At 72.1% G+C, this 19,894-nt stretch carries 16 protein-coding genes; 8 read left to right on the top strand and 8 right to left on the bottom strand.

Annotated elements, in window-relative coordinates:
* Positions 1-19 precede the first annotated feature (19 nt).
* From BO39_RS15250 to BO39_RS15220, 7 genes are all read left to right on the top strand, one after another.
* On the top strand, positions 20-1,075 hold the full coding sequence (locus tag BO39_RS15250) for a ligase-associated DNA damage response exonuclease (RefSeq protein ID WP_084698137.1): 1,056 nt from the start codon (positions 20-22) through the stop codon (positions 1,073-1,075).
* A complete protein-coding gene (locus tag BO39_RS15245; protein ID WP_043834837.1) occupies positions 1,072-2,688 on the top strand; it encodes a cisplatin damage response ATP-dependent DNA ligase in 1,617 nt (538 codons plus the stop codon). Before BO39_RS15250 ends, BO39_RS15245 begins: the two co-directional genes overlap by 4 nt.
* A 147-nt stretch (positions 2,689-2,835) precedes the next feature.
* On the top strand, positions 2,836-5,358 hold the full coding sequence (locus BO39_RS30010) for a hybrid sensor histidine kinase/response regulator (RefSeq protein WP_052402139.1): 2,523 nt from the start codon (positions 2,836-2,838) through the stop codon (positions 5,356-5,358).
* A 113-nt stretch (positions 5,359-5,471) separates the two neighbouring features.
* Entirely contained in the window at positions 5,472-7,490 is a 2,019-nt protein-coding gene (locus BO39_RS15235) for a cache domain-containing protein (protein ID WP_169742769.1), read from the top strand.
* 119 nt (positions 7,491-7,609) lie between these two features.
* Positions 7,610-10,054 (top strand): heavy metal translocating P-type ATPase, encoded by a 2,445-nt coding sequence (locus tag BO39_RS15230; RefSeq protein WP_211257462.1) that lies wholly within the window; start codon positions 7,610-7,612, stop codon positions 10,052-10,054.
* Complete coding sequence (cueR, locus tag BO39_RS15225) at positions 10,051-10,476, top strand: Cu(I)-responsive transcriptional regulator (protein ID WP_052402137.1); 426 nt, start codon at positions 10,051-10,053, stop codon at positions 10,474-10,476. The genes BO39_RS15230 and cueR overlap by 4 nt, the downstream gene beginning before the upstream one ends.
* An 88-nt stretch (positions 10,477-10,564) precedes the next feature.
* Positions 10,565-10,855 (top strand): hypothetical protein, encoded by a 291-nt coding sequence (locus tag BO39_RS15220; RefSeq protein ID WP_043834835.1) that lies wholly within the window; start codon positions 10,565-10,567, stop codon positions 10,853-10,855.
* Between the two features lie 85 nt (positions 10,856-10,940).
* Here BO39_RS15220 and BO39_RS15215 read toward each other — a convergent pair whose 3' ends face one another.
* The 8 genes from BO39_RS15215 to BO39_RS15180 form a co-directional block, all read right to left on the bottom strand.
* Entirely contained in the window at positions 10,941-11,636 is a 696-nt protein-coding gene (locus BO39_RS15215) for a 4-carboxy-4-hydroxy-2-oxoadipate aldolase/oxaloacetate decarboxylase (protein WP_043834832.1), read from the bottom strand.
* Positions 11,633-12,361 carry a PIG-L deacetylase family protein gene (locus tag BO39_RS15210; RefSeq protein WP_043834829.1) on the bottom strand — a complete coding sequence of 243 codons (729 nt, stop codon included), beginning with the start codon at positions 12,359-12,361 and terminating at the stop codon, positions 11,633-11,635. Before BO39_RS15210 ends, BO39_RS15215 begins: the two co-directional genes overlap by 4 nt.
* 10 nt (positions 12,362-12,371) lie before the next feature.
* On the bottom strand, positions 12,372-13,238 hold the full coding sequence (locus BO39_RS15205; RefSeq protein ID WP_043834827.1) for an amidohydrolase family protein: 867 nt from the start codon (positions 13,236-13,238) through the stop codon (positions 12,372-12,374).
* 7 nt (positions 13,239-13,245) lie between these two features.
* A complete protein-coding gene (locus tag BO39_RS15200; protein WP_043834825.1) occupies positions 13,246-14,226 on the bottom strand; it encodes a Bug family tripartite tricarboxylate transporter substrate binding protein in 981 nt (326 codons plus the stop codon).
* A gap of 56 nt (positions 14,227-14,282) precedes the next feature.
* Positions 14,283-15,164: an NAD(P)-dependent oxidoreductase gene (locus BO39_RS15195; RefSeq protein WP_043834823.1), complete on the bottom strand. Its 882-nt coding sequence runs from the start codon at positions 15,162-15,164 to the stop codon at positions 14,283-14,285.
* Between the two features lie 12 nt (positions 15,165-15,176).
* Complete coding sequence (locus BO39_RS15190) at positions 15,177-16,055, bottom strand: ABC transporter substrate-binding protein (RefSeq protein ID WP_043834821.1); 879 nt, start codon at positions 16,053-16,055, stop codon at positions 15,177-15,179.
* A gap of 120 nt (positions 16,056-16,175) precedes the next feature.
* Positions 16,176-17,183, bottom strand: coding sequence for a LysR family transcriptional regulator (locus BO39_RS15185; RefSeq protein ID WP_043834818.1), 1,008 nt, complete (start codon positions 17,181-17,183; stop codon positions 16,176-16,178).
* Entirely contained in the window at positions 17,180-18,148 is a 969-nt protein-coding gene (locus tag BO39_RS15180) for a Gfo/Idh/MocA family protein (RefSeq protein WP_043834815.1), read from the bottom strand. Before BO39_RS15180 ends, BO39_RS15185 begins: the two co-directional genes overlap by 4 nt.
* A gap of 143 nt (positions 18,149-18,291) precedes the next feature.
* On the opposite strand from BO39_RS15180, the gene secD reads away from it, so the two are divergent.
* Complete coding sequence (secD, locus tag BO39_RS15175) at positions 18,292-19,893, top strand: protein translocase subunit SecD (RefSeq protein ID WP_043834813.1); 1,602 nt, start codon at positions 18,292-18,294, stop codon at positions 19,891-19,893.
* The last annotated feature ends 1 nt before the right edge of the window (position 19,894 follow it).

The raw sequence follows: 19,894 nt of genomic DNA, 5'->3' as shown, positions 1-19,894 counted from the left end.
GCCCCACCCGGAAAGCTGGATGACGGTCACCCCGCTCGGCCTCTACTGCGAGCCCGGGAATTTCTTCATCGACCCATCCCGCCCCGTCGAGCGCGCCGTCATCAGCCACGGCCATGCCGACCACGCCCGCCCCGGCCACAAGGCCGTGCTCGCTACGCCGGACACCCTCGCCATCATGCGCGCCCGCTTCGGCGAGGACCGGGCCGGCGATGTGCAGGAACCGCTGCGTTACGGGGAAAGCGTCACCCGAAACGGGGTCCGGATCACCCTCCTCCCCGCCGGCCACGTCCTCGGCTCGGCGCAGATCGTTCTTGAGTGGAAGGGCAGCCGGATCGTCGTCTCCGGTGACTACAAGCGCGCGCGCGACCCCACCTGCGCGCCCTTCGAGCCGATGGAGTGCGACGTCTTCGTCACCGAGGCCACCTTCGCCCTCCCCGTTTTCCATCACCCGCCCGCCGAGCACGAGATCCGCCGCCTGCTGGACAGCGTCGCCCTGTTTCCGGAGCGCGCCCACGTCGTCGGTGCCTATGCGCTGGGCAAGACGCAGCGGATCATCGCCCTGCTGCGGGAGGCCGGCTGGGACCGGCCGGTCTATCTTCACGGCGCGGTGGAGAAGCTCTGCACCCTCTACGAATCGCTCGGCGTTCCGCTTGGCGATCTTCGTCCAGTGCCCAAGGGACTCAAGCGCGGCCATCCACCGATCCTGGCGGGCGAGATCGTCATCGCGCCGCCCTCGGCCGAATCCACGCCCTGGGCGCGACGCCTGGCCGACCCCGTAACCGCCGCCGCCTCGGGCTGGATGACGGTGCGCCAGCGCGCGAAGCTCCGCGGCGTCGAGCTTCCCCTCATCGTCTCCGACCACGCCGACTGGGATGAGCTGCTGGCCACGATCGAGGAAGTCCGCGCCCCCGAGGTCTGGGTCACCCACGGCCGCGACGACGCCCTCATCCACGCCCTCTCGCTGCGCGGCGTCCGCGGCCGTGCCCTGCACCTTGTCGGCCGCGAGGACGAGGAGGACGAGGGTGCTCCCGAGGCGCCCGCCGGCACCGAGGTACCGGCCGGAGCCGCCCATTGAGCGTCCAGGCCTTCGCCGACCTTCTCGAACGGCTCGTCTTCACCCCAGGGCGCAACGCCAAGATCGCCCTCATGCGCCGCTGGTTCGCCGAGCAGCCCGACCCCGACCGCGGCGTCGGGCTCGCGGCGCTGACGGGCGAGCTGGCCTTCACCGCCGCCAAGCCCATGGTGATCCGGGAACTCGTGGAGAGCCGGGTGGACAAAGTCCTCCTCGCCCTCTCCCACGACTATGTCGGCGACCTCGCCGAGACGGTCGCCCTCATCTGGCCTCAGCGGGAGGGGGTGAACGCCCCTCCGCCCAGTCTTTCCGAGGTGGTCGAGGGCCTCGAGCTCGCCTCCCGCGCCGAGGTCCCCGCGCTGATGGAGGGCTGGCTCGACACGCTCGATGCCGGCGGCCGCCTGGCGCTGATCAAGCTCGTCACCGGCGGGCTCCGCGTCGGCGCCTCCGCCCGGCTGGCTAAAACGGCGCTCGCCGAATGGTCCGGGCAGGAGGTCGGCGAGATCGAGGAGGTCTGGCACGGCGTCGCGCCCCCCTACATCCCCCTTTTCCGCTGGCTGGAGGGACAGGGGCCCCGCCCCGATGCCGCAGGCGCCCCGGTCTTCCGCCCCCTCATGCTTGCCCACCCGCTGGAGGCCCCTGCCGATGTCGCGGCGGTGGAGGCGAACCCCGGCGACTGGCGCGCCGAGTGGAAATGGGACGGCATCCGCGTCCAGCTCACCGCCGGGCCTGGCGGCCGCCGCATGTGGTCCCGGACCGGCGAGGACATCTCCGGCGCCTTCCCCGAGATCGCCGAGGCCATGGAGTTCCACGCCGTGCTCGACGGCGAGCTGCTGGTGATCAGGGATGGAACGGTCGCCCCCTTCTCCGATCTCCAGCAGCGGCTGAACCGCAAGGTGATCGGCCCGAAGCTCATGCGCGACTACCCCGTGGCCGTCCGCCTCTATGACCTGCTGCTGGACGGTGAGGAGGACCTCCGCGCCCTGCCCTTCGACGCCCGCCGCGCGCGCCTTGAGGCCTGGTACGCCCGCCACGCCCCCGCCCGCATGGACGTGTCGGAGATGATCCCCTTCACCGGCCTCGACCATCTCTCCGGGCTGCGTGACACCGCCCGCGCGGCCTCGATCGAGGGGCTGATGCTCAAGCGCGCGGACAGCCCCTACCTCCCTGGCCGGGTGAAGGGCCTCTGGTGGAAATGGAAGCGCGCGCCGCTGACGGTGGACGCCGTGCTGATGTACGCCCAGCGCGGCCACGGCAAACGCAGCAGCTACTATTCCGACTATACCTTTGGCCTCTGGCGGACGAACGAGGATGGCACGCGGGAGTTGGTGCCCGTCGGCAAGGCCTATTCCGGCTTCACCGACCAGGAGCTGGTGATGCTCGACCGCTGGGTCCGCAACCACACCACCGGCCGCTTCGGCCCCGTGCGGGAGGTGGAGAAGGCCTTCGTGCTGGAGGTGATCTTCGACGCCGCCCAGCTCTCCTCCCGCCACCGCTCGGGCGTCGCGATGCGCTTCCCCCGCATCGCCCGCCTGCGGCCGGACAAGCCGGCGGAGGAGGCGGACGCGCTGGAGACCCTGATGGCCATGGTGGAGAACCGCCCCGCCGGGGCTTGAGGGCAGGCCCGACCTCCCGCAGACTGAACTCGAACCGTGACAGTTTCATCCCACCCCGATAAACGCTTGATCATCACGTCCTGACGCGCGCAACCGCCCTGCACCGAACGGCGGTCATCGCATGCAAGGAAGGGAGAGGCCGGAGCCGTGACGCACCAGATCCTCCCGCTCCCTGAATTGGGGTCCGAGACTTCCGCGGGACCGGTCCCGGTCCGTCGGCACCGTGTTTTCCGTTGGACGGGCTTTGCCGGGCTCAGTGTCCAGGCACGACTCCTGCTGATCATCGCGGCCTGCCTCCTGCCTACCCTCGCCCTCCAGGCGGCGGTCGGCTGGACGCAGCTCGCCGAGCGCCGCGCACAGCTCAGCGACCTCGCGCAGCATCAGGCGGAGCTGCTGGCCGGCACCGTAGACAACGTCGCCAACGGCGCGCGCATCCTTCTTGGCGCCGCTGCGGAGCTGGACCAGGTCCGGAGCGCGGGCCGGGATTGCGGCCCGCGTCTGGCGAGCCTGCGTCGGCACGCGCCAGGTTTCGCCTTTATCGCCCTGGCCGACCACTCGGGCGGCGTCATCTGCGCCTCCGACCCCACCCTCTACGGCGAGCGCGCCCCGGGTTGGGCCGCGGAATGGGGCCAGGGTGCCGCGCCGCCGCAGCGCTTCACCGCCGGGCGCTTCACCCGTACCCCCCTGCGCCCGGGCGGCGTGCTACCCTTCCACTTCCCCCTCCCGGCCTCCGCCGGGGAGGAGGCCCGCATCCTCGTTGCGGCGCTCGATCTCAACTGGCTCTCGGACCAGCTCCGCGCGCTGAAGCGGGACGGCTCACCCTTCCTGGCCGGCGGGGTCCTCACGGTGGCCGACGCGCAAGGCGTTATCCTCGCCCGCGACATCCGCCATGCCGAGTTCGTCGGCCGCAGCTTCCCGCCCGAGGCACTGGCCCTCACACAGGCGACCGAGCCGGGCATTCTGCGGATTCGAAGCATCGACGGGCTCTTGCGCCTCATCGGCTACACGCCGCCGACCCCTGCGAACCACAATCTCTCCGCCGTCGTCGGCTTTTCGGAGCAGGAGTTGATGGCGGACCTCGAGCGCGCGCTGCTGCGCGGGGCACTGCTGATGGTCGGGCTCAGCGCCGTTGTCTTCATCCTCACCCTCCTCGCCGCCCGCCGCTTCATCGCCCGCCCCGCCCGCGCCCTCCTCGCGACCGCCGAGGAGTGGCGGGGCGGCAACTTCGCGGCGCGGGCTCCGGATTGCGGCCCGGGCTCCGAGTTCGGCCAGCTCGCGGCGGCCTGGAACGGCATGGCCGCGGCCCTGCGCCAGCGCGAGGACGAGTTGCGCGAGCACGCAGAGGAACTGGAGCGCCGGGTCGCCGACCGCACGCGGGAACTGGTGGAGGCCAATGACCGCCTCTCGGCCGAGGTGGCCGAGCGCCAGCAGACGCAGGCCGCCCTGCTCCAGGCGCAGAAGGTGCAGGCCGTGGGGCAGCTCGCGGGCGGCATCGCGCACGACTTCAACAACGTGCTCCAGGCCGTGCTCGGCGGCATCTGTCTCGTCCGCCGCCGTGCCGGCGACCCCGAGGCCGTGGGGCGCCTCGCCGGCATGGTGGAGGAGGCGGCGCGGCGCGGTGAATCCGTCACCCGCCGCCTGCTCGCCTTCTCCCGGCGCGAGGAGCTGCGGGCCGATGCACTGGAGGTCGGCGTCCTGCTCGAGGGGCTCCACGAAGTGCTGGCGGCGACCCTCGGCGCGCGCATCCGCGTGGGGGTGGATGTGGCGCCCGACCTGCCGCCGGTCTTCGCCGATCGCGGGCAGCTCGAGACCGTGCTCGTCAACCTCGCCACCAATGCCCGCGACGCGATGCCGCGCGGCGGCACCCTCACCCTCTCGGCCCGGCCTTCCGGCATGGCGGCGCCGGAGGAGGATCTGCCCGCCTGCCTTCCCGCGGGGAGCTATGTGCGCCTCATCGTCGCCGACACGGGCGAGGGCATGGCGCCGGAGGTGCTCGCGCGCGCGTCGGAACCCTTCTTTACCACCAAGCCGCTCGGCCAGGGCACCGGGCTGGGCCTCGCCATGGCCCGCAGCTTCGCCAAGGGCTCGGCCGGCGCGCTGGCCATCGAGAGCGCGCCGCGGCAGGGCACGCGCGTCTCGCTCTGGCTACCGGTGGCGCGCCCCGCTCAGGCGAAGGAAGCGGCGGGTTCGCTCGCGGCGCCCCTGGCCACGGGCGGCGAGACCCAGCCGCGCCCCTCGGCCGACGCGCCCGCGCGCGATGCCGGAGCGCGGGCTGGCTCCGCCGGCAAGCCCCGCGTGCTCCTGGCTGACGACGAGCCGATCGTGCGCGACGTGCTGGCGACGGAGTTGGAGGACGCCGGCTACGCCGTGACGGCGGCGCCGGACGGCAAGCTCGCCCTCGCCCAGCTCACCGCGGCCGGTCCTTTCGACATCCTTGTCACCGACCTCGCGATGCCCGGCCTCGATGGCGTCGCCGTCATCCGCGAGGCCCAGCGGCGCCAGCCGGGCCTGCCCGCCATCCTGCTGACCGGCTATGCGGGGGACGTCGCCTCACTCGCCCTCGGTACCGGCTTCACCCTGATGCGCAAGCCCGTCGTCGGCATTACGCTGGCGGACCAGATCGCGGCGCTGCTGGGAAGGACGGGCGGCGGAGTCAGCCCGGCGCGGTGAGCCCCGGCTGAAGGCGGGAACACGTCCGAGCGAGCGCGTGGCGGAGCAACCCTCCGTCAAGTTTTGTCATGGAGAATGTCCGCTTCCAGAATGGAACAGGGACGACCGCCCCCATGATACGCCGTGTCACAGACTGGTCCATCAGGACCCGGCTGCATCTCTGCACCCTCGTCGCCGCGCTCGGTTTGATGGGCCTCGCCGCCTACGAGGTGGCCGGCCGGACGACGGAGCTGGAGGAGAACCGCATCGCCATGCTGCACGCGGTGGTCGATACGGCCGTCGCGAGTGCCGGCCGGTTCGAGGCGGAGGAGCGCGCCGGACGCCTGGACCGCGCCGCCGCCCAGGCCGCCGCGGCCGCCGCCATCCGTGCCATGCGCTACCAGGGGCAGGAATACCTCTGGATCAACGACACCCAGGTCCGCACGCGGGTCGTCATGCACCCCTTCCGCCCGGACCTGGAGGGACAGGACGTCTCGGAGGTGCGGGACCCGAATGGCCTGCCGCTCTTCGTTGCCTTCGCCGAGAAGGTGCGGGCGGCCGGCGCGGGGACGGTCGGCTATCTCTGGCCCCGTCCGGGCGCGGAGAAGCCGGTCGAGAAGCTCTCCTATGTCGCGGGCTTTGCGCCCTGGGGCTGGGTGATTGGCACCGGGGTTTACGTGGACGACCTTCGCGCGGCACAGGCGAGGGTGGTGCTGCAGGGCGCGCTGACGGCCGGCGCCTCGGCGTTGCTGGTCGTGCTGCTGATCAGCCTTGTCGGGCGCAGCATCACCCGTCCTCTGGCCAGGATCGCGGCGGCCACCACGGCCATGTCGGGCGGCGACCTCGGCACCCCCGTGGGGGATACCGACCGCCGGGACGAGCTCGGTCATCTCGCCCGTGCCCTCGAAGACTTCCGCGAGGGCGGGCTCCGGACGCGGCGGCTGGAGGACGAGGCGCGGGCCGACCGCGCCGCGCGCGACCGCCGCCAGGTGGCGATCGAGCGGCAGACGCAGGATTTCGGTGCCTCGGTCTCCGGCGTGCTGGCGAGCCTCGCGCGCTCGGCCGACGAGATGCGCGGCGCGGCTTCGGAGATGTCGGGCGTGGTGCTGCGCACGCGCGAGGGCGCGGCCGGCACCGCGGCGGAGGCGGAGGAATCCTCGCGCAACCTCTCGGCCGTCGCCGCGGCGACCGAGGAGCTGAGCGCGAGCGTCTCGGAGATCGCGCGGCAGATGGCCCGCAGCACGCAGTCCGCGCAGGCGGCGGTGCAGCGCGCGGGCGAGACAGATTCCGCCGTGCGCGGCCTGAGCGAGGCGGCCGCGCAGATCGGCGAGGTCCTGCACCTCATCGCGGACATCGCCGGGCAGACGAACCTGCTGGCACTGAACGCGACCATCGAGGCGGCGCGAGCCGGCGAGGCTGGCCGGGGTTTCGCCGTGGTCGCCTCGGAGGTGAAGCAGTTGGCCGCTCAGACCGCCGAGGCGACGGGGCGGATCGGCGAGCAGGTGCGCGGCATTCAGTCCGCGACCGAGGAGGCCGTGGTCGCGGTGCGTGACGTGGGCGTGGCGATCGGGGAGGTCGAGGCCATCGCGACCGCCATCGCCGCCGCCGTGGAGGAGCAGGGCGCGGCCACGCGCGAGATCGCGGCGAACGTGCAGACCGTGGCCCACGCGACCGGTTCCGCCACCTCCTCCCTCCGAGGGGTGGTCGATGTGGCCGAAGGGGCCCAGGGAACGAGCCGCACGGTTCTTTCCGCCGCCGACAACCTCGCCCAGGCGGCCACTGAACTGCGCGACGAAGTGGACAGCTTCCTGCGCGCGATGGTGGCGGAGAGCGAGGGGACTGACCGTCGCCAGTACGAGCGGGTCTCCGGCGGGGACATGCCCCTTCGCCTCCTGGCCTCCGACCTTCCCGGCGGCGAGACGCGGGTGACGCTGAGGGATGTCGGCCAGGGTGGCGCTGCCGTCGCCTGCAAGTGGGACGCATCGCCTGGCACGCCGGTGGAGCTTGCAGCGGGGGTGGAGGAACGCATCCCCGGCCGCGTGGTGCGGGCGGACGGCGCCTGCATCGCCATCGCCTTCCGGCAGGACGAGCGGAGCTTGGGCTTGGTGAACGTGTTGCTCACGCGGCTTCCAAAAGAGCGACGGGCAGCCTGACAGCGGGCTGCCCGAGGCGGTGGGCGCCAATGCGCCCACCGTGATCCTGCTTCCAGCCGGGCGCCCTTGACCTTCCCATCATGGGAACCCCCATCTCGAAGGCGATGGGGGATCCTCCGATGAGCCTTGCCGAAGCCACGCGCCTGAGCCTCCCGGTCGAGGGCATGACCTGCGCCTCCTGCGCGTCGCGGGTGGAGCGCGCGCTTGCTGCGGTGCCCGGCGTGACGGCGGCGGCGGTAAACCTCGCGACCCATCGCGCGACGGTGGAGGGCGAGGCGCTGGACCCCGTGGCGCTGCGCCAGGCAGTGGCGCGGGCCGGGTACGACTCGCCGATGGAGGTCACCGAGATCTCGGTGGAGGGCATGAGTTGCGCCTCCTGCACCGGTCGGGTGGAGCGAGCGCTGGCGGCGCTGCCGGGGGTGGAGGGAGCCTCGGTCAACCTCGCCACCCATCGCGCGACCGTCCGCCACGCACCGGGCGCGGTGGAGCGCGAGGCGCTGGAGGCCGCGGTCGCGAGGGCCGGCTACACGCCGCTGCCGGAGCACGGCCCTGGGCACGGCCATGGGCACGCGGCGGCCGGCGGGGCCGATCCCCATGCCGGCCATGCCGGGCCGCCCGGCGCCGGGGAGGAGGCGGGGCTGCGGCGGGACACGCTGGTCGCGATGGCGCTGGCCGCACCATTGTTTCTCATTGAGATGGGCGGGCACCTCGTGCCGGCCGTCCACCACGCGGTAGAGGGCCAGGCCTGGCGCCTGGTCCAACTCGTACTGGCGACGGCGGTGATGTTCGGGCCGGGCTGGCGCTTCCACCGCACGGGCTGGCCGGCGCTCCTGCGGGGCGGGCCGGAGATGAACAGCCTCGTCGCGATCGGCACGCTGGCGGCCTGGGGCTATTCGGTCATGGTGACATTGGCGCCGGCGCTGCTGCCCGAGGGGCAGCGCGGGGTCTATTTCGAGGCCTCCGCGGTGATCGTGGCGCTGGTGCTGCTCGGGCGCTGGCTGGAGGCGCAGTCGCGCGGGCGGGCCTCCTCGGCCATCCGGCAGCTGCTGGACCTCAGGCCGGCGACGGCGCGGGTGGAGCGCGACGGGCGCGAGGAGGAGGTAACGGCGGAGAGCCTGCGCCTCGGCGACGTGATGCGCCTGCGCCCGGGCGAGCGGGTGCCGACCGACGCGGTGGTCACCGAGGGCGAGAGCCACCTCGATGAGTCAATGGTGACAGGAGAATCCCTGCCCGTCCGCCGGGGACCCGGCGATGCGGTGGTGGGCGGCACGGTGAACGGCCGGGGCGCGCTGCGCCTGCGGGCGACAGCCGTGGGCTCGGCGACCGTGCTCGCCCGCATCACGCGACTGGTGGAGGAGGCGCAGGGCGGCAAGCTGCCTGTGCAGGCGATGGCGGACCGCGTGACGCGCTGGTTCGTGCCGGCGGTGATCCTCGTCGCGGCTCTGACCTTCGCCGGTTGGATGGTGGCCGGCGCCGGGGTGTCGGCGGCGCTGGTGGCGGCGGTTTCGGTGCTCATCATCGCTTGCCCCTGCGCCATGGGGCTGGCGACGCCTGTGGCCGTGATGGTCGGCACCGGCCGCGCGGCGGCGCTTGGCGTGCTGTTCCGGCGCGGCGCGGCCCTGCAGGCCCTGCGCGACGTGACGGTGGTGGCGCTGGACAAGACGGGCACGCTGACGGAGGGCAGGCCGGTGCTGACCGACCTGATCCCCGCACCAGGCTTCGAGCGGGAGGCGGTGCTGCGACTGGTTGCGGCCGCCGAGGCGGGCAGCGAGCACCCGCTGGCCGAGGCGCTGCGCGAGGCCGCGGGCGAGATGTTCCTGCCGCGGGCCGAGGCTTTCGAAGCCGTGCCGGGCATGGGCCTGCGCGCGGTGGTCGAGGGCAGGCGCGTGGAGGTGGGGGCGGCGCGCTTCATGGGCTCGCTCGGTCTCGATGTCGCCCCCTTCGCCGAGGTGGCGGCGGCGCTTGCGGCCCAGGGGCGCTCGCCGGTCTTCGCCGCGGTGGATGGGCAGGTCGCGGCGGTGCTGGCGATGGCCGACCGGCTGCGCGACACGGCAGCGCCCGCGCTCTCCGCGCTGAAGGCCATGGGGCTGCGGCTGGCGATGGTGACGGGCGATAGCCGCCGGACGGCAGAGGCGGTCGCGCGCCCCCTCCCCCTCGATTTGGTCGAGGCGGAACTGCGACCCGAGGGCAAGGTGGAGGCGGTGCGGCGGTTGCGCGGCGAGGGGCGCATCGCCTTCGTGGGTGACGGCGTGAACGACGGACCGGCGCTGGCGGCGGCCGACGTGGGCATCGCGATCGGCACGGGCACGGATGTGGCGATCGAGACCGCCGAGGTGGTGCTGATGTCGGGCGATCCGCGGGGCGTCGCGACCGCGATCGGGCTCAGCCGGGCGACGATGCGGAACATCCGGCAGAACCTCTTCTGGGCCTTCGCCTACAATGTCGTGCTGATCCCCGTGGCGGTGGCCGGGCTGCTCTCGCCCGAGCTGGCGGCAGCGGCGATGGGGCTTTCGAGCGTCTTTGTCGTCGGCAATGCGCTGCGGCTGCGGAGGTTCGCGCCATGAGGATCGGGGAAGCCGCCAGCGCCTCCGGCGTCTCGGCGAAGATGATCAGGCACTACGAGGCGGTGGGGCTGCTGCCCGCCGCCTCGCGCCGCGCCTCGGGATACCGCGACTACGGGGAGGCGGAGGTGCACGCGCTGCGCTTCATCCGCCGCGCGCGGGAGCTGGGCTTCTCGTTGCACGAGATCGCGGCGCTGCTCGCGCTCTGGGGTGATCGGGCGCGGGCGAGCGCCGAGGTGAAGCGGCTCGCGCTCGCGCATGTGGAGGCGCTGGAGAGGAAGGCGCGCGACCTCTCGGCCATGGCGGCGACGCTGCGGCACCTGGCCTCGACCTGTCATGGGGACGCGCGGCCGGAATGCCCCATCCTTGAGGATCTGGCCGGCGAGGCACTGAGCAAGCCCAATGCTCTCGGAAACGTGATCTGACCGCAAGTATCCAGCCCGTAACCCCTGGGGAATGCTCGGCGGGAACAGTCGCGATTCCGCGGCCGCTGGATCGGGAGATTAGGATCAGATGACGAAGTTGCATGCGATGCTCGGCGCGGCCGCGATCGGGCTGCTTTCCGCCTGCGCGCAGACGACCCCGCCCCCGACGCCGACGACCGAGCCGATGCGCGGCGCTGCCCTCCCCGTCGGGCCCGCGGCGCCCGGTGGGCCGGCGACCCCGGGGATCGGGACCGAGCCGATGCGCGGCGCTACTCTCCCTACGGGTCCCTCGACGCCGGCCTATGGCAGCGGCGTCTCCATCGGCACCGAGCCGATGCGCGGCGGTTCGCTGCCGACCGGGACCGATCAGCGCCGCTAAGCGCACCCGAAGGTAATGGTGGATTTGCGGGGGCCTCAGGCCCCCGCTTTTCGTTTCAGGCCTTCACGATCCAGTCGCGCGCGCCTCAGATATCCTCGAACCGCTCCACATAGCGCAGCCCGGCCTTCTCCAGCGCAGGGCGCATGTCGTAGAGGTCGAGGCCGAGCACGCCGGAGGCGAGCTTCGAGCGCTTCGATTCCTCGTTCGCCTGGCGCTTCTCGGCGGCGGCGAGGGTGGAGGCGATGTCGGCGGCCGGAACAACGACCACGCCGTCGTCGTCGGCCACCACCACGTCTCCGGGGCGCACGGAGACACCCGCGCAGACGACGGGGATGTTCACCGCCCCGAGAGTGGCCTTGACCGTGCCTCGGGCGGAGATGGCGCGGGACCAGACGGGAAAGCCCATCTCGCGCAGCACCGCCACGTCGCGCACGCCGGCGTCGATGACGAGGCCGCGCACGCCGCGGGCCTTGAGCGAGGTGGCGAGAAGGTCCCCGAACATGCCGTCCGTGTTGTCGGTGGTGCAGGCGACGACAAGGATGTCGCCGGGCTGGCACTGCTCGACCGCCACGTGGATCATCCAGTTGTCGCCGGGCTGGGCGAGCACCGTGACGACCGAACCGGCGGCCGATGCGCCCGGCCAGGCCGGGCGCATATAGGTCTTCATCAGGTTGGGCGCGCGGCCGCTCGCCTCATGCGTGGTGGAGACGCCGAGCGGGGCGAAGCGGTCGATCGTGGCGATGTCGGCGCGCGGGTTGTGGCGGACGACGACGGGCGTCATGCCAGCACCTCGACGGCGTCGGGGAAGATCGTCTGGTAGGCCTCGCCGTACTTCATGGCCTTGCCGGAGTTGCGGCCGCCCTGCATGCCGCGGTTCAGCGCCACGCGCTCGTAGTAGTCCCAGAGGTGGCGCTGGGCGGGAAGCTGCTCGAAGGCCTTCCACTTCTGATCCCACACCTCGGTGATGTTGAGGATGCGGTTGGGCTTGAAGTCGCACTGCTCGGGCTGGTGCGGCTCGAACTGGAAGACCTGCGGGGCGGTGTAGGTGACACCGCCGGGGCCGGGCTTGTGGCCGGCGGCCTGCGCAGTGATGCGGGCCTCCTGCGCAACCTTCGAGGCGTAGGGGTGATCGACGTTGTAGGGATCGTTCACCGCGTGGGTGAGCACGAAGGAGGGGTTCACCTCGCGGTAGATGTCGATCAGGCGGTCCATCATCGCGTCAGTGATGCGCAGCGGGTAGTCGCCGGCGTCGAAGAACTCGATCTCGGCGCCGAGGATGGAGGCGGCCGCTTCCGCCTCGGCCTTGCGGCCCTCCTTGCACTTCTCCAGCGTCATGCCCGGCTGCTTCCAGGCGCCCTGGCTCTCACCGCGCTCGCCGAAGGACATGCAGACGATCTTCACGCGGTAGCCCATCTTCGCGTGCAGCGCGATGGCGCCACCGGCGCGCCAGACGAAGTCGCCGGGATGGGCGGTGACGACGAGGCCGCTTTTCTGGGTTCCGGACATGCGGGGCTCCTCAGCTTGCCCAGTAAAGGGTGTTGGGATTGTCGATCAGGATCTTGCGGCGCTGCGCCTCGTCCGGCGCGGCGAGGCCGAGCAGGTCCACGAGGTCGCCGTCGTTGGGCATGTCGCCCGCGATGTTCGGGTGCGGGAAGTCGGTGCCCCAGAGGGTGCGGTCCGGCGCCACCTCGATGAGCTTCTGCGCGAAGGGCACGGCGTCGTGGAAGGGGGCACCGGCGGAGGTGACGCGCTCCGGGCCGCAGACCTTCACCCAGGCGAGCGGGTTCTGCATGAGGTCGAGCAGCCGGCGGAAGGGCTCCTGCTCCAGCCCGTTCTTCGCCTGCACGCGGCCCATGTGGTCGATGACGAAGGGCACCTTGATGCGGGAGATGCGCGGCGCGTGCTCCACGATGTCGCCGGCGTCGAGGTGAAGGACGACGTGCCAGCCGAGCGGCTGGATGCGGTCGAGCACGCGGTCGAACACGTCCAGGTCCGGCGTGCCGCCGAGGTGCTTGACGAAGTTGAAGCGCACGCCGCGCACGCCGCCCTCGTTCAACTCCTGCAACTCGCGGTCGGTCACTGTGCCGTCCACGATGGCGACGCCGCGATAGGCGCCGTTGCTGCTGGCGATGGCGTCGATCATCGCGGTGTTGTCGGTGCCGTGGCAGCTCGCCTGCACGATCACCGCGCGGTCGATGCCGAGCACCTTGTGCACGCGGCGGAGGTCCTCCACGGGCGCGTCGGGCGGGGTGTAGGAGCGGTCGGGGGCGTAGGGGAACTTATCGGCCGGGCCGAAGACGTGGCAGTGGGCGTCGCAGGAGCCCTCCGGCAGCTTCAGCTTCGGCGTCCTGGTGTTGGGATCGGGGGGCTGGCAGGTCTTCATGCTCGTCTCACTGCTTCTCAATGCCGGCGCGCTCGATCACCGCGCGCCACTTCTCGGCCTCGCTGGAAAGAAGCTGGCCGAGCTGCGCGGGGCTGTCGCCCTTCGCCTCGACGCCGGCTTCCAGCAGCTTGCTGCGCACGGCAGGGTCGGCCAGGGCCGCGTTCAGCTCCCGGTTCAGGCGCTCGATCACGGGCGCGGGCGTGCGCGCGGGCGCGACGACGGCGTTCCAGGAGGTGACGTCGAAGCCGGCGAGCCCGGCCTCCTGCAGGGTGGGCACATCCGGCAGGTTGGCCGCGCGGGCCGAGGAGGTAACGGCGATGGCGCGCAGCGAGCCGTCCTTCAGCTGGCCCATCAGCGGGGCCACGATCTCGAAGGCGGCGGTCACGTCGTTGCGCAGCAGGCTGGTGAGCAACTGGGGCGTGCCGGAGAAGGGCACAGTGGTCGCATCCACGCCGGCCGTGGTCTTGAACAGCTCGGCCGCCAGGTTCTGCGTGCTGCCGACGCTGATGGTGCCGAGGTTGGTGTTCTGCGGGTCGCGCTTCAGCGCCGCGATCAGGTCCTGCGCGGTGCGGATCGGCGAGCCCGGCGCGACGAGGATCGCGATGGCGAAGGTGCCCATCAGGCCGACCGGCGCGAAGTCCTTAAGCGGGTCGAAGGGCAGGTTGCGGAAGAGGGACTTGCTGATGGCGTGGGCGTTGGTCGCCACCATCAGCGTCGCGCCGTCGGCGGGAGCGGTGAGCAGGGTCTGGCCGGCGACAATACCGCCCGCGCCGGGGCGGTTCTCGATGACGACGGGCTGCTTGATGCGCTCGGACAGTGCCGCGCCCACGGTGCGGGCCGTGAGGTCGGCCACGCCGCCGGCGGCATTGGGGACGATCAGGCGGATGGGCTTGTCCGGAAGAGCCTGGGCGCGGGCAGCGCCAGGGATGGCGCCGGCCAGGGCCATGGCGCCGCCCAGACGCAGGGCGTCACGGCGGAGAATGGACATGTGCGTTCCTTTCTTGATGGGGCCGTGCTCTTGCGGCCGCCTTGCTTAGCGAATGATTACTCAGCCGCCTGCTTGTGGTGCATGGCGGCCGTCAGCCCATCGAGGAGCGCGTCGAGGTCGGTGGTGGCGAGTTGCTCCGGGCCCATTTCCCGCCCGCGGGCGGCCGCCCAGTCCTGGCGCTCCGCGATGGGGGCGCTGAGCAGCGGGGCAACGCCGGCCTCCTCCACCGTGCGGGCGACCTCGCGCATCTCCTCCGCGCGGCGCTTGCCGTGGATGAGGGCGCGGCTCATGACGTAGCGCGCCAGGTTGCGCCAGTTCTCGTGCGGCAGGGTGTCGGAGAGGGAGCGGAGCACGTCCTCCTCCACGCCGTAGTGGCGGGCGGCGAGCATGCACTCGGTGGTTAGCGCCTCCAGGCCCTTCACCATGACGCTGCGGCACATCTTCACCGCGGAGGCGCGGCCGATCTCGGGCGAGTAGATCTTCAGGTCCATGCCGAAAGGGGCCATGAGGTCCATGAAGCCCTGCGCGTCCGGCCCGCCGAGGAGGATGGGGGAGCGCAGGCCCTTGGGCGGCACGCTCGCCATCACCGCGGCCTCGACGTATCGCCCGCCATGGGCGGCTACTGCGCGACCGTTCGCCTGCTTCGTGGAGGGGGAGACAGAGTTCACGTCCACCACGAAGGGCGCGCGCGAGAGGCCGCCCGCGAGGGATTCGGCGGCGGCGAGGGCGGAGCCGGCGGTGACGCAGACGAAGACGACATCCGCGCCGGCCGCCGCCTCCGCGGCGCTGGCATGGACGGTGGCGCCGAAGGCCCGGGCGCGCTCGCGCGCGGCGTCCGCCACGTCGAAGGCATTGATGGCACTGGCGCCGCCCGCGCGCAGGTCGCGGGCGAAGATGCCGCCGACCTCACCGAAGCCGATGATCGCGAAGCTGGTCATGGGTCTCTTTCCTTATTCCACGCCGGCGGGCAGGCCGGCCCAGACATCGTCCAGCGTGAGCGGACGAGGGAGCATGTCCTGCGCCGTCATGTAGTCGAGCGCGAGCTGGATGATGGGGTTCAGGGCCACACGGGTGGCGGGCGGCGCGCCGCGCTCGCCCGCAGGCACTGGGGCGGCGGAGGCGCGGACCATGCGGAGGAGTTCCTGCACGAGTTCCGGCCGCTTCTCGGCAAGGTCCTGGCTGACGGTCAGGAGATGGTTCGCAGGCACGAAGCCGTGGCGCTGCCAGAAGACCTCCGCCGCCGCCTTCGGATCGGGGAAGACGGTGCGGAGGTTCGGGTCGTCCGGCACGTCATTGCCGACGATCACCGCGTCCAGCTCGCCGTTGCGGAGCATGGCGAGCATGTCGGCGCCGGCGGGGGCACGCTCGGCCCAGGGCGGGTCGGCAATGCCCTGGACATGGGCCTCCTCGAAGGTGATCCAGCGGCTGGCAGAGGGGGGCGGGCCGCCGTGCTCGGCGATGATCCCGCGGAGCCACATGCCGGTGGTCTGGCTATAGGCGCGGACCCCGATGCGACGGCCGGCGAGATCGGCGGGGCCCTGGATGCTGCTGCCCGCAAGGCAGAGCATGGCTGATTCCTGGAAGCGGGCCGCGAGCACCACGGGCAGCAACACGATCGGGCGGCCCATGACGCGGGCCTGGAGGAAGGTGGCGATCGCCATCTCCGACACGTCGAAGCGCCCCTCCCGCACCATCGGCGCGAAGGCGCGGCTGATGACGGGGATGTCGACGAGGTCGAGGCGGAGGAGGTCGGAGGCGACCGCGCCTTCCTTCAGGGCGCGGGTGCGGGGATAGCTGCCGATGGCGGTGCGGAGGGTGGTAGGGGCCATGCGATCAGGCCCGCCCCGTGCCGGGAAGCCCGCTTGTGCCGGTTGCCGCCATGCCGTGTTCCTCCGTTGCCGGTTCGGCCTATGCTCCGGCCCAATCCTGTAGAACGCCAGGACATATGACTAACGCGCCGGGCGCCCCACCGTCCTATCGCTTTCCAGGGCCGAAGTATCAGCGAGGGTTATAGCAGCCAGGCCACGCTCGCCGATCTCGGCGACATGGGCGCGCAGGCAGGCGATGAAAGCGAGGCCGCCCGGCGGCATGGGCCGGTCCTGCGGCAGGATGAGGCCGGCGGGGCGCGGGGGCGCGGGCGCCAGCAAGGGCACCACGCGCAGCGTGCCGCGCAGGAGGTCGCCGGCCATCATCAGGCGGGGCATGACGGCGATCAGGTCGGTCGCGTGCAGCATCTCCCGGATGAAGCCGTAGGAGCTGGAGCGGAGCGAGGTGGTGGGAGCAAGGTCGAGAAGCGCGACGAGCCCCTCGATCTCCTGCCCGACGCGCTGGCTGACGGTGGGAAGGATCAGTTCGTAGCGGCGCAGCGCCTCCGGCGTGATCTCGGGCAGGTCGAGCACGGGGTGCCCGGCGCGGACGAGGACGGAGATCGGCTCCTCCCAGAGCGGCTCGCGCGGGAAGCCATCGGGCACCGCGGGCTCGTAGAGGCGGCCGACGATGAGGTCGATCTCCCCGGCCGCGAGCTTGGGGAGGAGTTCCTCCGTCCGCCCCTGCTCCAGCCGGACGCGGATTCCCGGGTGCTCCGCGGTGAGGCGGGTGAGCGCGCCGGGCAGGACGCCCGTCGCGGCCACGGGAAGGGTTCCGATGGCCACCGTGCCGCCGCCGGGCTCGGAGAGGCGGTCCAGCTCCTCGTCCAGGCGGCGCAGCTCGGCCAGGATCCGGCGGGCGGAGGTGGCGAGGAGGGTGCCGGCCTCCGTGGCGCGCACGCCGCGCGGCAGGCGATCGAAAAGGCGCTGGCCGGTGATCTCCTCCAGGTCCTGCAGGGTGCGCGTGAGGGCGGGCTGGCTGATGCCGAGGGTAGCGGAGGCGCGCAGCAGGCTGCGCTGCACGGCGATAGCCTCCACCGCCCGGAGGTGGTGGAGCTTGAGGCGCTGGTCGAGATAGCGCCGGAGGGTCACACGCCCGCCGCTTCGAGCGAGGCGCGGACGGCCTCCTCCACCCGCAGGGCTGCGTCGAGAGCGGCGCGGCCGGCAGCGCCGTCGGCCTCCACCGGGGCGCCGTCGAGGCAGGCGGCGGCGAAGGAGGCGTGCTCGGCTTCCAGGCTGTCGCTCTCGGCCCAGGTGGCGGTGAGGAGGCCGTGGCCGGGGATCTGCTCCAGCGGTGCCCCCTCCCCCTTCCTCACCCAGACCATCTCGCGCTTCAGGTGGTCGAGGTTGAGGTAGCCGGCATCGCCGAAGAGGCGCAGGCGCCGCTCCATGTGCAGCGAGACGCGGCTGGCGGTGATGGTGGCGGCGGCGCCGTTGCCGAAGCGGAGGCGTGCATTGGCGATGTCGATCGTAGGGGAGAGGACGCGGGTGCCGACCGCGTCCACGCCCACAAGCGGGCTGCCGGCCAGCGCCAGGGCGAGATCGAGGTCATGGATCATCAGGTCCAACACCACCGAGACGTCGAGGCTGCGGGGGCGGAAGGGAGCGATGCGGATCGCCTCCATATAGAGGGGACGGCCGACGCGGGCGGCGAGTCCTCCCTCGGCCCGCAGCGCGCGCATGCCGCCGGAGAAGCGCTCGAGCTGGCCGACCTGGAGCACCACGCCCTTGGCCTTCGCCAGGGCGATGAGGTCGTCGGCCTGCTCCAGCGTCGCGGCGATGGGCTTCTCCACCAGCACGTGGCGGCCGGCGGAGAGGGCGGCGTGGGCCAGGCCGTGGTGGAAGGCGGTGGGGGCGGCAACGATCACGGCCTGGGCGGCCTCTATCACCTGATCAGCGGAAAGGGCGGGGCAGCCGGCCTCAGCGGCGACGGCGGCGGCGCGGGCGGGGTCGGCGTCGTGCAGGCCGACGAATTCCAGGCGCGGCGCCTTCGAGGCCTTCAGCGCGTGAAAGCGGCCGAAATGACCGGCGCCAAGAATGCCCAGACGAAGACGCATGTTCAGGTTCCCTCGAACTGCGCCAGCCTGTAGCAGGGACTGTCCCGGGTTGCATCGGGGGCGGGCGGGAAGCATCTTCCGGCCCAATTTTCGTGGCATAGTGCCAGTTCTTACACACGGTTCGACGGGGGGCCGCAAAGGCCATGCTGTATTTCGCGCGGTGGAAGGTCGCCGCGATCCTGGGCGTCATCGTCCTGGGGCTGATCCTTTGCGTGCCGAACCTCGTGCCCCGCTCGGTGCTGCCGGCCTGGGCGGCCCGGCAGATCTCGCTTGGCCTCGACCTGCGCGGCGGCTCCTACCTCCTCCTGGAGGTGGACATGAACGCGGTGGTGCGGGAGCGGGTGGAGAGCCTGCTGGACGCGACCCGGACGCGGCTCCGCACCGCTAACATCGGCTATGCCAACCTCGCGGGCGACCCGAACAACCGGCGGATGAGCCTTCGCGTGCGCGACCCCGCCCAGGCCGAAGCGGCCGCGGCGGCGATCCGGGAGCTGGCGAACCCGGTGCCCGTGCGCGGCTCCGCGACCGCGACGGAGCCGGACATCGCCGTGACGACGGCCCCTGACGGGACGTTGACGGCCACGCTCTCCGACGCCGCGCTCGTCGCGCGGGGGAGCGGGGCCGTGGAGCAGTCGCTCGAGATCGTCCGGCGCCGCATCGACGAGACTGGCGTCTCCGAGGCGCTGATCGCACGGCAAGGGCAGAACCGCATTCTCGTGCAGCTTCCGGGCGTCGAGGATCCTAACCGGATCAAGGACCTGCTGGGCCGCACTGCCCGCATGACCTTCCACCTGCTGGACGAGAACGCCAACCCTGCCGCCGGCGCGCCGCCTCCCGGCGTGCAGTTCCTCCAGGGTGAGGAACGCGGCGGGCAGGCGCCCAGCCGCTACGCCGTGCGGCGTCGGGTGGAGGTGGACGGGGCGAACCTCTCCGACGCGCGGGCCGGGCAGGACAGCCGGAACAACGAGTGGGTGGTGAACTTCACCTTCGATTCCGTCGGCACCCGCCGCTTTGCGGAGGTGACCCGCCAGAACGTGGGCCGGCCCTTCGCCATCGTGCTGGACGACAAGGTGATCACCGCGCCGGTGATCCGCGAGCCCATCACGGGCGGGCGCGGGCAGATCAGCGGCAGCTTCAACGCGCGCACCGCCAACGACGTGGCCGTGCTGCTGCGCGCCGGCGCCCTGCCCGCCCCGCTGACGGTGGTGGAGGAGCGGACGGTCGGGCCGGAGCTGGGGGCGGACGCTATCCGGGCGGGCGTGATCTCGCTCGCGGCGGGCGCGCTCTTCGTGTTCCTCTATATGGGCCTGGCCTACGGGCTGCTCGGCTGGTTCGCCAACATCGCGCTGCTGGTCAACATCCTGATGATGATGGGGGCCCTCTCCTTGCTGCAGGCGACGCTGACGCTGCCGGGTATCGCGGGCATCGTGCTGACGCTGGGCACGGCGCTGGACGCGAACATCCTCATCAACGAGCGCATCCGCGAGGAGACGCGCGCCGGGCGGACGCCGATCCAGGCGCTGGAGGCAGGCTTCACCAAGGCGTCCGGCACCATCATGGACAGCAACCTGACGAACCTCATCGCCATGGCCTGCCTCTACGCCTTCGGCTCTGGGCCGGTTAAGGGCTTCGCCGTGACGGTCGCCATCGGCACGGTGGTGCAGATGTGGACGGCGACGACCCTCGTCCGCCTGATCGTCTCCTGGTGGTACCGGGCGACCCGCCCGCGCGTGCTGCCGGTCTGAG

The sequence above is a fragment of the Roseomonas aerilata DSM 19363 genome (assembly GCF_000711725.1).
In the GTDB taxonomy this organism is placed as follows: Bacteria; Pseudomonadota; Alphaproteobacteria; order Acetobacterales; family Acetobacteraceae; genus Roseomonas; species Roseomonas aerilata.
The sequence above is the reverse complement of the archived record's forward strand: the minus strand, read 5'-3'. Positions and strand labels throughout refer to the sequence as shown.

Coding starts and splice junctions, on each gene's coding strand:
- BO39_RS15210 (WP_043834829.1), bottom strand. CDS start 12,361: ATGTCCGGAACCCAGAAAAGCGGCCTCGTCGTCACCGCCCATCCCGGC.
- BO39_RS15205 (WP_043834827.1), bottom strand. CDS start 13,238: ATGAAGACCTGCCAGCCCCCCGATCCCAACACCAGGACGCCGAAGCTG.
- secD (WP_043834813.1), top strand. CDS start 18,292: ATGCTGTATTTCGCGCGGTGGAAGGTCGCCGCGATCCTGGGCGTCATC.
- BO39_RS15235 (WP_169742769.1), top strand. CDS start 5,472: ATGATACGCCGTGTCACAGACTGGTCCATCAGGACCCGGCTGCATCTC.
- BO39_RS15215 (WP_043834832.1), bottom strand. CDS start 11,636: ATGACGCCCGTCGTCGTCCGCCACAACCCGCGCGCCGACATCGCCACG.
- cueR (WP_052402137.1), top strand. CDS start 10,051: ATGAGGATCGGGGAAGCCGCCAGCGCCTCCGGCGTCTCGGCGAAGATG.
- BO39_RS15250 (WP_084698137.1), top strand. CDS start 20: ATGACGGTCACCCCGCTCGGCCTCTACTGCGAGCCCGGGAATTTCTTC.
- BO39_RS15190 (WP_043834821.1), bottom strand. CDS start 16,055: ATGGCCCCTACCACCCTCCGCACCGCCATCGGCAGCTATCCCCGCACC.
- BO39_RS15200 (WP_043834825.1), bottom strand. CDS start 14,226: ATGTCCATTCTCCGCCGTGACGCCCTGCGTCTGGGCGGCGCCATGGCC.
- BO39_RS15180 (WP_043834815.1), bottom strand. CDS start 18,148: ATGCGTCTTCGTCTGGGCATTCTTGGCGCCGGTCATTTCGGCCGCTTT.
- BO39_RS15195 (WP_043834823.1), bottom strand. CDS start 15,164: ATGACCAGCTTCGCGATCATCGGCTTCGGTGAGGTCGGCGGCATCTTC.
- BO39_RS15230 (WP_211257462.1), top strand. CDS start 7,610: ATGAGCCTTGCCGAAGCCACGCGCCTGAGCCTCCCGGTCGAGGGCATG.
- BO39_RS15220 (WP_043834835.1), top strand. CDS start 10,565: ATGACGAAGTTGCATGCGATGCTCGGCGCGGCCGCGATCGGGCTGCTT.